We start from the raw sequence: 15,124 nt of genomic DNA on the forward strand, positions 1-15,124 counted from the left end.
CGCTATGTCGGATATTAACGAAATAGAACGGAAATTTATTGCTGGAGCAGAAAAAATGGCAAATGTAAGACAAGAAAAAAAAAAATTTATTGTTGGACAAGAGGAAGTAATTGATCAAGTATTGTGGAGTATTTTTTCGGGTGGACATGCTCTTTTAGAAGGGCTTCCCGGTTTAGGGAAGACGATGTTAATAAAGACAATTTCCGAATCGTTATCATTAGCATTTTCCCGAATACAATTTACCCCTGATTTAATGCCAGCAGACATAACTGGCACGATGATCCTGCAACCGGATGAACAAGGAAGACAGCGGTTTAAATTCCACGAAGGACCGCTATTTTCCAATATCGTGTTAGCAGATGAAATTAACCGAGCAACACCAAAAACTCAAAGTGCCTTACTAGAAGCGATGGGAGAACGAACGGTTACAGTTATGGGGAAAACAAAGAAAATGTTAACCCCTTTTTTTGTGTTAGCAACGCAAAACCCAATTGATTTGGAAGGAACGTACCCATTACCTGAGGCACAGCTTGATCGCTTTATGAGTAAAATTCATGTTGAATACCCGACGGCTGAGCAATTAAAAGAAATTGCGCTTAGGACAACTGGAACAGAGCAAATAAAATTAACCGAAGTAATTGATGGAAAGGAAGTTGTCGCAATCCAGCAACTGTGCAAAGAAGTATTAATTTCTTCAGAAATTTTAACATTGGCTGTAGCGATTATATGTGCAACACAGCCCCGCTCAGACGATGCTCCACAATCTGTAAAGCAATTTGTGCAATACGGAAGCGGACCTCGTGGATTACAAAGTCTTATTCATATGGCAAAAACGAGAGCATTGTTTTCAGGGCGTTATCATGTTTCGATTGGAGACATTAAACATGTGGCACGACCAGTTTTGCGGCACCGGTTAATTTTAAACTTTGAAGGGGAAGCAAGCGGGATTTCCCCAGACACAATCATAGAAGAAGCAATAGCATCTGTCCGAAAACAGGGAGCGGCTATTTAATGATCTTATCAAAAGAACTGTTAGGAAGATTACAGAAACGTAAATTGCAAGTGAAAAAGAAAAAGTGGGGAATTCATAAAGGGACAAGGCGTGCAGCAGCGTTTGGAGCCTCATTAGATTTTTCTGACTTTCGTCTTTATCAGCCTGGGGACGATGTTCGTCATATTGACTGGAACATTTACGGTCGTACAAAAAAACATTATATTAAAAGATTTCTTGATGAGCAGGAGCTCTCTGTTGCCATCTATTTAGATGCTACCTCTTCGATGAGAGTCATTGATACAAAATGGGAACGCGCGAAACAAATCGCGGCAGCGTTCAGTTACATCGCCTTAATAAATGATGATCGTTTATCATTTATCCCAGTAACAGGAATTCGAGGCCAGAAGCTCATTCGTAAAGGTGCGATGTACGGAAAGCATGTTTTATACGAAATCTTACGACTGACAGAGGAGGAGAAAACAGCAAACTTTACAAAATTTTTTGAGAAAAATATGATGAAAAAAAGTCAGCTGACGATCATCATTACTGACGGTCTTGAACCGCTTGAACATTATGAGTACATTTTTCAAAAACTAGCGTCAATTCACCAAGAAGTCCGATTTATTCAACTGTTAAGTAAAGAGGAGATTATACCCCTTTATGAGGGTGATGAAAAACTAATTGATAGTGAGACAAATGCAGCAGTGAATGTTAGCATTCAGCGAACGATGATTGAACAATATGAAAAGCGCCTTAAAGAACATAATGAACAGTTAGAGTCAGCTTGTAAACGTTACGGGTTTTTTTATTTATTCACGACAGATAGTAAAGATTTACAAACGATTTTGCTTCATGATTGTACCGCTAAAGGCTGGTTTTGAGGTGTAAAAAAATGGGTTTTATGAATCCGCTATTTTTTCTGTTAATTTTCTTTATCGCAGCTTTTATTTTATTTTACTTTTTTCGAAAGCAGTATAAAGCAATCGTTATCCCTTCAAATATGCTCTGGCAGCAATTAATGAAAGAATGGCAAGCAAGTCCATTTTTACAAAAATTGCAAAACAAGCTACTATTTTGGTTACAATTAATCGTCTTTATTTTGCTTATGTTTGCTCTCAGTCGCCCTTTCTGGCAGGTTGATGGCTTAAAAGGCGATCATCTTATTTTTATCGTTGATTCTTCAGCCTCAATGTCTGCCAAAGATGGTGAAGCAAGCCGGTTTGAAGTGGCAAAGAAAAAAATGCTTCAGATCATTGAACAAGTTCAAAATCAAGAAATCACTATTATTGTTGCTTCAAGTAAGCCGAAAATTATCGTAAAGCAGGAAGAAAATATGACCGCTGTCCGTAAAAAGATTAAAGAATTAACGCTTACGTATCAACATGAAAATTTTGAAAAAGCGCTGCAATTAGCAGAAGCTTTATCAGAAAAAAAAGATACAGCTATCCATATTTTCTCTGATGGGGTAACCAAGGAGCAGCTTACAACACTGCGACAAGAGCAATATGCGGAGGTGCATAACATTGGTGAAAAAGTGAACAACGTTTCCCTTCTATCCTTTGGAGTGGCCCCAGTTAATGAAACGATTTCTGGAGTGGCTGTAATTGAAAATCAAGCTGATGAAGAGATCAGCTTTACGTTAGAAGTTAAAAGCGAAGGGAAAAAATTATTCGAAACAGCAGTCAAAGCAAATCCGAACGAACAACATGTCGTTCAAATCCCTACTTTACCGAAGGCGAAATATTATCAAGCAATCCTCCATGTTGCTGATGGCTACAAAATTGATAATAAACAGACGGCCATTTTTACAAATACAGCACCGGTCGTTTATGCGCTTAATGATGTCAACCCATTTATCATTAAAGGCTTAGAAACAATTGGTGCAGAAGTGATTCAACTGAATGAACAAAGCTTGCACGAAGTAAATAAAAAACGTAACGGGATGATTGTAACGACAGATACAACTAATATTCAACATACGAAACAACCGCTTTTGATCGTTCGTTCTAAAGAAGAAAACAACACGCCTCTTACAGAACAAATAGTTGTCGAAAAAGATCACTTTTTAGAATACGTTAATTTAGATCAAGTGTTTATTCAATCAGCAAGCACAAGAGTAATTGAAGGTCTTGATGTAGTGGCAAAAAGCGGGGATACTCCACTTATTCAAAAAGGTTTAATAAACGGACAACCTGTAATCGATTTGAATTTTGCTATTGAAAATACTGATTGGCCGCTTCAACCGGGTTTTCCTATTTTTCTTTACAACAGTTATCAATGGCTCTCTCAGCAAACGAGCTTTCTAGGATATTTTTTACCTGGGGAAGAGAAATGGTTCAACGTGGAAGATGGATTTGTATGGGAAATTTTTAATGAAGCAGGTGAAAATCTGTTTTCATTTCAAATGAATAAAGAAGCTTTTATTGCACCGTCAAAACCGGGGGTTTATCAAGTGATTGCTGGGGATCACGTGAATTATTTTTCGGTTTTACTTGATGATCGCGAGAAAGACATTGATGTTGCTCAATCGTTCATTTTTAACGAAGCACGTAAAATGGATAAAGAGATGGAAAAAAGATCGTATCATTTTGTTTGGTTCTGGCTTGCTGCAATCGCTCTCTTCATTTTGTTCCTTGAATGGGAGGTGTACCGTCATGGCTCTAGAACTTAACTATCCGCTCGTGTTATTATTGCTCATTCCAGCAGGTGCAGTGCTGTTCATTTTTTTAAAACAACAGCGTTCAGTAGCGAAAAAAGGTGAAAAAATAATAATTGTCACTTTAAGAGGAATTGTCTTTTCATTGCTAATTTTTGCTTTAACTGTACCCCATTTAGTTTTACCAGTAAAAGAAAAGGTAGTTGTATTTTTAGTCGATCGTTCTGCAAGTGTAAAAGGTCTAGAAGAAGACGTGTTAAATGAAATTGAAAAAAGTATCGCTGAAAAGGATGAACAAGATTCATATGCAATCGTTTCATTTGCTGGCAATGCTACGATTGAACAAACCATTAGCTCACATAACAGAGCTATTCAAGAATTTAATGGAAACGTAAATGAACAGGAAACGAATATTGAAGAAGGGTTGCAATTTGCTACTTCATTCATCCCGAAAGAGGCGAGTGGGCGGGTTGTGTTATTTTCCGATGGAAATGAAACAAGCGGTAATAGCAAAGAAATTGCCAAGCTATTAAAACAGCAAAATATTGAATTAGATTATGTTCCGATGAAACGTCCGCTAAGCGAAGACGTTGCGATTACTGAACTATCGGTTCCGTCATTATTGTATGAAGGAGAAAAGGCAGAGATTTCTGTAAAAGTGAATAGTAATGCTGAAAAGGAAGCAGAAATTCATATTTCCGTGAACAACAATCAAGTGATAAGTGAGAAGGTCCACGTGAAAGAAGGAGAGAATGCTTTTACTTTCAAACATGTCGTTGCTGAAACAGGGATGCTTGTCTATAAAGGTGAAGTGACAGCAGATGTTGACGCATATACAGAAAACAACATTTTACATACGGTTGCAAATGTAGAAGGAACGCCGAAAGTGCTCATCGTTCAAGAAGAAAAAGAATCACAACTTGTGCAAATTCTAAAAGCCTCAGGAGTAATTGTTGAAACGGTAACAGCTAATAAATTGCCAACATCTTTAGCGAGTTTTTTACAATATGATTCAATTGTCTTTAACAATGTTTCCGCCACATTTATAACAGAGCAGCAAATGAAATTGATTGAACAAGCTGTTAAAGAATTTGGAATCGGATTTGTTATGTTAGGTGGTGAGGAAAGTTTCGGTCTAGGGGGGTATTTTAAAACGCCAATTGAAAAGTTGCTGCCGGTAAATATGGATATTAAGGGCAAGAATGAAATTCCTTCTCTCGGTTTAATGATTGTTTTAGATCGATCTGGGAGTATGGCAGGGAACAAATTAGCCCTTGCAAAAGAAGCTGCTGCTCGTTCTGTAGAATTATTACGAGAAAACGATACTCTCGGTTTTATTGCTTTTGATAGTAAACCACACGTAATAGTTGAGACGAAACCGTTAAAAAATAAGGAAGAGACAATAGAAAAAATTAGCTCAATCACCCCTGGAGGCGGGACAGAAATTATTACTTCATTAGAAAAAGCGTATAAGGACCTCTCAAAGCTGCCGCTCCAACGAAAACATATCATTCTATTAACTGACGGTCAAGCTGGTACACATGAAAATTTCGAACGTTTAATAGTAGATGGAAAAGAGAATCATATTACTTTATCAACAGTCGCATTAGGGCAAGATGCTGATCGTTTATTGTTGGAAAGTCTTGCAGCACAAGGAACGGGAAGGTTTTACGATGTCACCGATGCCACGGTTATTCCAAGTATTCTCTCGAGGGAAACTGTTATAGCAGCGAGAACTTATATCGAGGACAACCCATTTTATCCAAATGTGCAGCCTTATCCAGAATGGCTGTCGTTATTTCAAGCAGGCATCCCAGAAATGAATGCTTATATTGCGACAACACCAAAACCTAAGGCGCAAGTACAAATTTTAAGTGAAAAAGGAGATCCGATTTTAGCTTCTTGGCAGTATGGATTAGGAGCCACGTTTGCATTTACTTCGGATGTATCAGGGAAATGGACTGGTGATTTTGCAAGCTGGTCAAATTGGCCACAATTTGTAAATAAAGTTGTAACTAGTACATTACCGAAATACGATCGTGAACCATTTCATTTATCACTTAAAAAACAAAACGGAAAAACGATTATTCATTTAAAATCGAAAAATGGCGAACAATTACCGATTGAAACGGCTGTTGTTTCTCAATCAGGTGCTGTTGCAAACAGTACAACGAAAGTTATTGCACCAGGAGAATACGAAATTGTTCTTCAAAATGAACCAGGAATGTACTTTTTGCAAGTAAAACAGCCAAAACAAGACGGGAGTTTTAATGTGTACCAAACAGGCTTTACGATTCCATATTCAGATGAGTATTTAAAAAAAGGAATAAACCGCCATTTGCTTGAAAATATCGGGAATGAATTAAAGGATGTAAAAGAATCATTTCGCCCGTTAGCTTCTCGCTCTAGTGAAAAGCAGGAAATCAGCCAATGGCTAATATTAGCCGCATTTTTATGTTTATTTTTAGAAATTGTTGTTCGTCGTTTCGGACTCAAGCCTTTTTTCCATTTAGTTGAGAAATGGAGCCAAAAAAGGACGATAGAAATAGCTGTTGAAAGTTTACAGAAAGATAAGAAACGGGTAAAAGTGAGTCGCCCGAAAGAAGTGTTGCCTACAGAAGAACAAAAAAAGGATGAAGCTATTTTAGAAAAAACGAGGCTGAATGAAAAGCAAACAGATCATTTAAAGGAAGAGTACTTGCAGGAAGAGCGAATGAAACGTCTTCTTAACGCCCGAAAGAGAAGGAGAAGGTAAATGTTTTAATTGATAGGGAACCAATTAATAAAGTGTTTCTTTATTTTTCAGATGTAAAGGTAAGAACTTGACATGAAATAACTGACTGTGTAAACTATATCTTGTAAAGGATTTTCACTTAACAAGGGAGAGATGAGCATGCTTGAAAAAACAACGCGAATCAATTACTTGTATGATTTTTACCAGTCGTTGTTAACTGAGAAACAGCAAAGCTATATGTCTCTCTATTATTTGGATGATTACTCTCTTGGAGAAATTGCAGCAGAATATAATGTCAGTCGTCAAGCAGTATTTGACAATATAAAACGAACAGAATTAATGCTTGAGGAGTATGAAGAAAAGCTGTTATTATTTACAAAATTTCAAGAGCGAGCGAGACTGATCAGACAAATGAAGGAGCTTGTAAGTGAGGGTTCTTCCTCGGCAGACGAGCTTCTTGCTGTCATTGTTGAGCTTGAGAAATTAGATGAGGAGGCGGCATGCATGGCGTTTGAAGGACTAGCCGACCGACTGCAAAGCACAATACAGAAAATTCGCGGCAAAGGAAAAGTAACTGAAGCTGATGTAAAAGAAATGATGCGCGAAGTTCGCTTGGCACTTTTAGAGGCAGACGTTAACTTTAAGGTCGTAAAAGACTTCATTAAAAAAGTAAGCGAACGTGCTGTAGGCCAAGAGGTAATGCAAAGCTTAACTCCAGGCCAACAAGTGATTAAAATTGTAAAAGATGGACTAACTGAATTGATGGGCAAAGAGCAAAGCAAAATTGCAGTTGCTAATCGACCCCCAACTGTTGTGATGATGGTTGGTCTGCAAGGTGCAGGAAAAACGACAACAACTGGGAAGCTAGCAAATCTACTCCGAAAAAAATATAATCGGAACCCTATGTTAGTTGCAGCTGATATTTATCGGCCAGCGGCGATAAAACAGTTGGAAACGTTAGGTAAGCAGCTAAATATGCCTGTATTTTCCCTTGGCGATAAAATAAGTCCAGTTGAAATTGCCAAGCAAGCAATTGCAAAAGCGAAAGAAGAACATTATGACTATGTCCTGATCGACACTGCGGGGCGTTTGCATGTGGATGAAACTTTAATGAATGAGCTGAAAGAAATTAAAGAGCTTTCCAAGCCAGACGAAATTCTCCTTGTCGTTGATGCAATGACTGGTCAAGATGCAGTTAATGTTGCCCAAAGCTTTAATGAACAGCTTGGCTTAACGGGAGTCGTCTTAACAAAGCTTGACGGGGATACACGTGGTGGTGCGGCTTTATCAATACGTGCCGTAACAGACAAACCAATTAAGTTTATCGGTCTCGGTGAAAAAATGGATGCTATTGAAGCATTTCATCCTGAGCGAATGGCATCACGTATTCTTGGTATGGGAGATGTCCTTACTTTAATTGAAAAAGCTCAAGCGACGGTTGATGAAGAAAAAGCAAAAGAGCTTGAGAAGAAAATGAGGACTGCATCCTTTTCTTTTGATGATTTTCTTGATCAGCTAGGTCAAGTACGCAAGATGGGGCCTCTTGATGAGCTTTTAAAAATGATGCCCGGTGCAAATAAAATTAAAGGGTTAAACAATATACAAATTGATGATAAGCAGCTTGCACATGTTGAAGCAATTATTAAATCAATGACAAAGGATGAAAAGCTGCACCCTGAAATTATAAATGCTAGTCGCCGAAAGCGAATTGCAAAAGGCAGTGGTAGGACTATACAAGAAGTTAATCGGCTGTTAAAGCAATTTGAAGAGATGAAAAAGATGATGAAGCAAATGACAAATATGCAGCAAAAAGGTAAGAAAAAAGGCGGATTTAAGTTTCCGTTTATGTAAAAACAGTCTGTAAAGAAAAAACACTTTACAAAGTAGTAGTGATTTTGTTAATATATTATCTTGTGTAAAACTATTCGGAGGTGCTATTTAAAATGGCAGTAAAAATTCGTTTAAAACGTGTTGGAGCGAAAAAGTCTCCTTTCTATCGTATTGTAGTAGCTGATTCACGTTCTCCTCGTGACGGACGTTTCATTGAGACAATTGGAACATATAATCCAGTAGCTCAACCAGCTGAAGTGAAAATCGATGAAGATCTAGTACTTAAGTGGTTACAAAACGGTGCAAAGCCGTCTGACACAGTTCGTAATCTATTATCTACCCAAGGCATTATGGAAAAATTCCATAGCGCTAAAAACGGTAAGTAAACATCGATAGAATGAAAGAATTAATTGAAACAATTGTAAAGCCTCTTGTTGACTTTCCAGATGAAGTCCGGGTGACAGCTTCAGAGGATGATCACCGTATAACTTATCAGCTTTTTGTAAATAAAAGTGATATGGGAAAGGTAATTGGAAAGCAGGGGCGAGTCGCAAAGGCGATACGAACTGTTGTCTATGCAGCAGGATCATCACAACAGAAGAAGATTTATTTAGAGATTTGTGAGTAAAGGGAGGGGGGTTGCCCCTCCCTTTATTTCACATTTTTAGCACTAGTTCTAAAAGACAAGGAGGTGCTGTAATGAAAATTCTCCAAACTGTCATGGTGAAACAAATTTTAACTGAAAAAAGCAAACGTGAGCTAATGAATAAGTTTCATTCAGAAAAAAGCCAGCTTCATAAAGAAAGTGATCAGCTTTATTTTGAGTTAAAAAAGTTGGAAAAAGCAAAAAAGTTTCAAAGTGATCATTTGAGAAAACATTTTGAAAAAGAAATTCAGTTGCGAAAAGAAAAAATGAAAATTATTGATTTTCAAATTGAACAGCTACATATGCTCCCGATAGGAAGTGAACTTAAAGAAAAAGAAGTTCAAGGAATTGTTGATGTGAATGAAGGTGACTGTTGGGAGGAAATTATTAACGAGAAAACGATTATCATAAAGGATGGAATTGTTCAAGAGATTCGCTCGAGGTGATAAAGATGAAAAGATGGTTTAACGTCGGAAAAATTGTTAACACACACGGTATTAAGGGAGAAGTTCGGGTCATCTCAAAGACAGACTTTCCAAAGGAACGTTATCAACCTGGAAATACGTTGTATTTATTTAAACAAAAGGAAAGCAAACCACTCCAGCTCACTGTAAAAAGCCATCGCATACACAAGTCGTTTGATCTCCTAACTTTTGAAGAATATAATAATGTTAATGAAGTAGAGCCGATGAAAGGCGGGACTTTAAAAGTTTCTGAAGACCAATTAATGGAGTTAGGGGAAGGTGAATTTTACTTTCATGAAATTATCGGTTGTCTTGTTTTTACAACATTAGGTGAAGAAATAGGCAAAGTAACTGAGATTTTAACTCCTGGAGCGAATGATGTATGGGTTGTAAAAGATGGAGATGGGAATGATTATCTGATTCCTTACATCGAGCAAGTAGTGAAAAAGGTCGATACAAATGAAAAGCTCATTTTAATTGAACCGATGGAAGGTTTGTTGTCATGATGAAAATTGATATTTTAACATTGTTTCCTCAAATGTTTTCAGGAGTGCTTGGAGAATCCATTTTGAAAAAGGCCTCTGAAAAACAGATTGTGAAATATAACCTCGTTAACTTTCGAGACTATGCTGATAATAAACACGGAACTGTCGATGACTATCCTTATGGCGGGGGAGCAGGAATGGTATTAAAGCCTCAGCCAATCTTTGATGCAGTTACAGATTTGAAAGAAAAATCGCATAGCACAAACCCGAAAGTTATTCTTCTTTGTCCTCAAGGAGAGCGATATACGCAAAGAAAGGCAGAGCAGCTAGCTTGTGAAGATCATCTTATTTTTATTTGCGGTCATTATGAAGGCTATGATGAACGGATTCGGCAATATTTAGTGACTGATGAAATATCAATTGGTGATTACGTATTAACAGGCGGCGAGCTTGCTGCAATGGTTGTTATCGACAGTGTCGTTCGTCTTATTCCTAAAGTCCTTGGCAATAACGAGTCGCATGTAAATGATTCCTTTAGTACGAGGCTATTAGAGCACCCTCATTATACAAGACCTGCTGAATTTAGAGGGATGAAAGTTCCTGAAACACTTTTATCAGGAAATCATCGGTTAATTGATGATTGGAGGGAAAAAGAGTCGCTAAGACGGACATTTTTGCGGCGGCCCGATTTATTAAAAGAGCTAGAGTTAACGGATAAGCAAAAAAAATGGCTGCAAGAGTTTGAAAAACAGTGATAATAGCTATTGCGGCCGAACGTTTATTTATGGTAAGATATTCTTTGTGACATAGGCTTAATTCAATAGCCGTTTGTCTGTATAACGATGTTCCGCTGCAACAAACATGTATTGCAAGAGCATCTGTTGGAAGGAGTTGAATACGATGCACAAATTAATTCAAGAAATTACAAAGGAACAGCTTCGCACTGACCTTCCGGCTTTCCGTCCTGGTGATACTGTACGCGTTCATGTAAAGGTCGTAGAGGGAACACGGGAGCGTATCCAAGTGTTTGAAGGTGTTGTAATTAAGCGTCGTGGTGGTGGAATTAGCGAAACATTTACTGTTCGTAAAATTTCTTACGGCGTAGGTGTTGAACGTACTTTCCCTTTACACACACCAAAAATTGCGAAGATCGAAGTAATGCGTCGCGGTAAAGTGAGACGTGCGAAACTTTACTACTTACGTGCTCTTCGTGGAAAAGCAGCTCGTATTAAAGAAATTCGATAATGGAAGACCAGAAAGGAGCTTGTTATCAAGCTCCTTTTTCTTACTAAAATACATATTTATGTTTATTACGATTGAGTAAAAAATAATGATCGCTATGTTTAAAAATTGCTTAATTATGTAAAATAAGGGTATATATTAAAAGTGACAAGGGGGAAAAAGATGCCAAAAGAGAAAAATGAACTTTTAGAATGGATAAAAGCACTAATTATTGCAGTTTTATTAGCTTTTCTAATACGCAAATTTTTGTTTGCGCCAATTCTTGTAGATGGTTTTTCGATGATGCCGACACTCCATGATCGGGATAAGATGATTGTGAATAAATTCAGTTATACGATTGGTGAACCTGAACGATTTGATATCATTGTTTTTCATGCCCCGGAAAATAAAGATTATATAAAGCGTGTAATTGGCTTGCCGGGTGATCGAATTGAATATAAAAATGATACACTTTACGTTAACGGTAAAGCATATGAGGAGCCGTATTTAGAGGAATATAAAAAGCAGGTTATTGATGGTCCCTTAACCGAGCCTTTCACCCTTGAGGAAAAAATCGATCGTGAAACTGTACCAGAAGGGCATTTATTTGTTATGGGAGATAACCGGCGTTTTAGTAAAGATAGCCGTCATATCGGGGCCATTCCAATGGAAAAAGTCATTGGCAAGACAAGAGTCGTTTTTTGGCCGATTGAAGGCATTCGGATTGTGAAATAAATTTATTACTTACTTTACATAATGTTATTGTTTCGGTTTTTTTACAAGAGAAGATTCATTTGAAAAGGAGTGATTTTTTGACAATTCAATGGTTTCCAGGGCATATGGCAAAAGCCCGACGCGAAGTAACAGAAAAACTTAAGCTAATTGATATTATTTTTGAACTGGTTGACGCAAGAATTCCTTACTCATCGCGAAACCCAATGATTGATGAAATAATCCAACATAAGCCAAGAATTATACTATTAAATAAAGCGGATATCGCTGATCGGGAATATACGAAGCAATGGATAGAATACTTTAATCATCAAGGCATGAAGGCATTAGCGATAAATTCGCAGACGGGGACAGGTCTAAAAGAGATTGTGAATGCCGCTAAAGAACTTCTCAATGAAAAGTTTGCTCGTTTAAAAGCAAAAGGTGTAAAACCAAGACCAATTAGAGCGATGATTGTAGGGATTCCGAACGTTGGGAAATCAACGCTGATTAATCGACTCGCTAATAAAAATATAGCAAAAACTGGAAATACTCCAGGGGTTACGAAAGCCCAACAATGGATAAAGGTTGGTAAAGAACTTGAACTGTTAGATACACCCGGAATTTTATGGCCGAAATTTGAAGAAGAAGAGGTCGGCTTAAAGCTGGCACTTACTGGAGCGATTAAAGATACAATTTTGAATTTACAGGACGTTGCCTTATACGGTTTAACATTTTTAGAGCGTGAGTATCCAGAAAGGTTAAAGAAAAGATATCAGCTTCAAGAAAATCCAACCAGCATCAGTATGCTATATGATCATATTGGTTTATTGCGCGGCTGTTTAATGGCTGGCGGGGAAATTAATTATGACAAAGTAACTGAGCATATCATAAAAGATATTAGGGGCGGAAAGCTTGGCACACTCACCTTTGAAAAGCCTAAAAATGTAGATTAAGGATAAAGATTGTGAAATATTAAAATAATTTTCTGAAACATGCTTGTCAGTCGAGGTGTGGGCAACAAGATGGAAATGGATTGAACAAATCGTTTATGGGCTGAAAACGAAGAAAGCAAGCATTTGTCACTAATCTGAAAGACCCTGTATTGTGAGGGTCTTTATCCTTATCCGTATTCATATATAAGGAGTTGAAATCAACGAATGAAAAGGCTAACTGTGTCGCAAATACAACAAAAGCTGATTGAAATTTCCGATGAGGAAGACCCGTTTATTGCTGCAATCGACCAAGATGAGCGAAAGGGTGTTAAACAACTACTGAAAAGATGGCGAAAACATAAGCAACAAGAACAGCTTCTTCAAGAGAAATTTATGCAAATGACTGCTTATGAAAGAAAAATTCGATCGGAAGGATTTAATTGTATAGCCGGTATTGATGAAGCGGGACGGGGACCGTTAGCTGGCCCTGTAGTTGCAGGAGCTGTTATTCTTCCAAAAGAGTTTTTTTTGCCAGGACTCGATGATTCTAAAAAACTATCAGAAAAAAAGCGTGAAGAATACTATAATTATATTAAAGAACATGCTGTTGGTATCGGTATAGGGGTCATCCATGCTCATGAAATTGATAAAATAAATATTTATGAAGCGACAAAAAAAGCAATGCTAGCCGCGATAGTAGATTTAAAGAAACTCCCTGATTTTCTGCTAATCGATGCGATCGAGCTGACGACGCCAATTGCACAGCAATCGATTATTAAAGGGGATGCAAATAGTGTATCTATTGCGGCAGCTTCTATTATTGCAAAAGTTACGAGGGATCGATTTATGAAAAATATCGACAAAGAATTTCCGCAATATGCGTTTAAAAGCAACATGGGCTATGGAACGAAAGAACATTTAGCAAGAATACAAAAATATGGAGCTAGTCCGTATCATCGAAAGAGTTTTGCACCAATCAAAAATAACAGATTTGTTGATTAATAGTCTTTTAAAACATAATGAATCTCATTGAAATGACAGAAAATTCTCCTTTTAAATATTATTCTGATATAAAGGGGAAACCTGAATTAATACATTATTTAACTTAAATAAGTCATTTTTTTGTCCTTAAATCATTTTTGAAATTTTTCGAGAAGGATAATATTTATTCGATAAAGGTAGACAATATATGTGTCATTATATAAAATGAAAGCGCAGTGTATTTATTGATGAGTTTTGATAGGAGGATGGAAAATGAATATCCATGAGTATCAAGGGAAAGAAATCCTCAGAAAATACGGGGTGACGGTTCCAAACGGAAAAGTAGCTTTTACAGTAGAGGAAGCTGTTGAAGCGGCAAAAGAGCTAGGCACAGAAGTATGTGTTGTAAAAGCACAAATTCATGCAGGCGGAAGAGGAAAAGCTGGCGGTGTAAAGGTTGCTAAAAATTTAGAAGAAGTACGTACATATGCTAGTGAAATTTTAGGGAAAACACTTGTAACACATCAAACTGGTCCAGAAGGTACAGAAGTAAAACGACTTCTTATCGAGGAAGGCTGCGACATTAAGAAGGAGTATTATGTAGGTCTTGTACTAGATCGGGCAACATCTCGAGTGGTTTTAATGGCATCTGAAGAAGGTGGAACTGAAATCGAAGAAGTTGCTGAAAAAACTCCTGAAAAAATCTTTAAGGAGCAAATCGATCCAGTTGTTGGATTAACGCCATTCCAAGCAAGACGGATAGCTTTTAATATTAACATTCCGAAAGAGTTAGTAAACCAAGCAGTTAAATTTATGATTGGTTTATATACAGCTTTCGTAGAAAAAGACTGCTCAATTGCAGAAATTAATCCTCTTGTCGTAACGGGTGACGGTAAAGTAATGGCACTAGATGCAAAGCTAAACTTTGACGATAATGCACTTTATCGCCATAAAGATATTGTTGAATATCGCGATCTTGATGAAGAAGATCCGAAAGAAATAGAAGCGTCTAAATACGATTTAAGCTATATTTCGCTTGATGGAAACATTGGCTGTATGGTAAATGGTGCTGGACTCGCAATGTCAACAATGGATATTATCAAATATTATGGCGGCGAACCTGCAAACTTCTTAGATGTAGGGGGCGGTGCAACAGCTGAAAAGGTAACGGAAGCATTTAAAATTATCCTTTCAGATCAAAATGTTAAAGGAATATTTGTTAATATTTTCGGTGGAATTATGAAATGTGACATTATTGCTACAGGAGTCGTTGAAGCAGCAAAGCAAGTTGAATTAAAAGTACCTCTCGTTGTTCGTCTAGAAGGAACGAACGTAGACTTGGGCAAACAAATTCTTAAAGAGTCAGGTCTAAACATAGTAGCGGCAGAATCAATGGCTGACGGTGCACAAAAGATTGTTTCACTAGTAGGTTAACAGTGTGTTATATCGCTCCTTGCCAGAGCGTTA

15 protein-coding genes and 1 pseudogene are annotated in these 15,124 nt (G+C 37.4%); all 16 read left to right on the top strand.

What is annotated here, in order from left to right; all coding sequences use genetic code 11:
- The first annotated feature begins 4 nt into the window (after positions 1–4).
- Entirely contained in the window at positions 5–1,012 is a 1,008-nt protein-coding gene (locus K6959_RS05905; RefSeq protein WP_223087915.1) for an AAA family ATPase, read from the top strand.
- The gene (locus tag K6959_RS05910) at positions 1,012–1,875 is read left to right on the top strand and encodes a DUF58 domain-containing protein (protein WP_223087916.1); all 864 of its coding nucleotides are present in this window, start codon (positions 1,012–1,014) and stop codon (positions 1,873–1,875) included. Before K6959_RS05905 ends, K6959_RS05910 begins: the two co-directional genes overlap by 1 nt.
- Before the next feature lie 11 nt (positions 1,876–1,886).
- Complete coding sequence (locus K6959_RS05915; RefSeq protein WP_223087917.1) at positions 1,887–3,665, top strand: vWA domain-containing protein; 1,779 nt, start codon at positions 1,887–1,889, stop codon at positions 3,663–3,665.
- Positions 3,649–6,405 carry a VWA domain-containing protein gene (locus K6959_RS05920; RefSeq protein ID WP_163240099.1) on the top strand — a complete coding sequence of 919 codons (2,757 nt, stop codon included), beginning with the start codon at positions 3,649–3,651 and terminating at the stop codon, positions 6,403–6,405. Before K6959_RS05915 ends, K6959_RS05920 begins: the two co-directional genes overlap by 17 nt.
- Before the next feature lie 138 nt (positions 6,406–6,543).
- A pseudogene (locus tag K6959_RS18870) lies at positions 6,544–6,819 on the top strand (putative DNA-binding protein); the annotation flags it as partial.
- A 69-nt stretch (positions 6,820–6,888) separates the two neighbouring features.
- Positions 6,889–8,235, top strand: a complete 1,347-nt coding sequence (gene ffh, locus K6959_RS05925) for a signal recognition particle protein (protein WP_163240103.1) — start codon at positions 6,889–6,891, stop codon at positions 8,233–8,235.
- 92 nt (positions 8,236–8,327) lie between these two features.
- Positions 8,328–8,600 (top strand): 30S ribosomal protein S16, encoded by a 273-nt coding sequence (gene rpsP / locus K6959_RS05930; RefSeq protein ID WP_223087920.1) that lies wholly within the window; start codon positions 8,328–8,330, stop codon positions 8,598–8,600.
- An 11-nt stretch (positions 8,601–8,611) separates the two neighbouring features.
- A complete protein-coding gene (locus K6959_RS05935) occupies positions 8,612–8,842 on the top strand; it encodes a KH domain-containing protein (protein ID WP_163240106.1) in 231 nt (76 codons plus the stop codon).
- 71 nt (positions 8,843–8,913) lie between these two features.
- On the top strand, positions 8,914–9,306 hold the full coding sequence (locus K6959_RS05940) for a YlqD family protein (RefSeq protein ID WP_163240108.1): 393 nt from the start codon (positions 8,914–8,916) through the stop codon (positions 9,304–9,306).
- Positions 9,307–9,311: 5 nt separating this feature from the next.
- A complete protein-coding gene (rimM, locus tag K6959_RS05945) occupies positions 9,312–9,830 on the top strand; it encodes a ribosome maturation factor RimM (RefSeq protein ID WP_163240110.1) in 519 nt (172 codons plus the stop codon).
- Complete coding sequence (gene trmD, locus K6959_RS05950) at positions 9,827–10,564, top strand: tRNA (guanosine(37)-N1)-methyltransferase TrmD (protein ID WP_163240112.1); 738 nt, start codon at positions 9,827–9,829, stop codon at positions 10,562–10,564. The genes rimM and trmD overlap by 4 nt, the downstream gene beginning before the upstream one ends.
- Before the next feature lie 145 nt (positions 10,565–10,709).
- A complete protein-coding gene (gene rplS / locus K6959_RS05955; protein WP_163240114.1) occupies positions 10,710–11,054 on the top strand; it encodes a 50S ribosomal protein L19 in 345 nt (114 codons plus the stop codon).
- A gap of 159 nt (positions 11,055–11,213) precedes the next feature.
- Positions 11,214–11,765 (top strand): signal peptidase I, encoded by a 552-nt coding sequence (gene lepB / locus K6959_RS05960; RefSeq protein ID WP_163240116.1) that lies wholly within the window; start codon positions 11,214–11,216, stop codon positions 11,763–11,765.
- A gap of 77 nt (positions 11,766–11,842) precedes the next feature.
- On the top strand, positions 11,843–12,697 hold the full coding sequence (ylqF, locus tag K6959_RS05965) for a ribosome biogenesis GTPase YlqF (RefSeq protein ID WP_163240118.1): 855 nt from the start codon (positions 11,843–11,845) through the stop codon (positions 12,695–12,697).
- Positions 12,698–12,901: 204 nt separating this feature from the next.
- Positions 12,902–13,678 carry a ribonuclease HII gene (locus tag K6959_RS05970; protein ID WP_163240120.1) on the top strand — a complete coding sequence of 259 codons (777 nt, stop codon included), beginning with the start codon at positions 12,902–12,904 and terminating at the stop codon, positions 13,676–13,678.
- Positions 13,679–13,930: 252 nt separating this feature from the next.
- Complete coding sequence (gene sucC, locus K6959_RS05975) at positions 13,931–15,091, top strand: ADP-forming succinate--CoA ligase subunit beta (RefSeq protein ID WP_163240122.1); 1,161 nt, start codon at positions 13,931–13,933, stop codon at positions 15,089–15,091.
- The last annotated feature ends 33 nt before the right edge of the window (positions 15,092–15,124 follow it).

The sequence above is a fragment of the Bacillus aquiflavi genome (genome assembly GCF_019915265.1).
Taxonomy (GTDB): Bacteria; Bacillota; Bacilli; order Bacillales; family Cytobacillaceae; genus Bacillus_BT; species Bacillus_BT aquiflavi.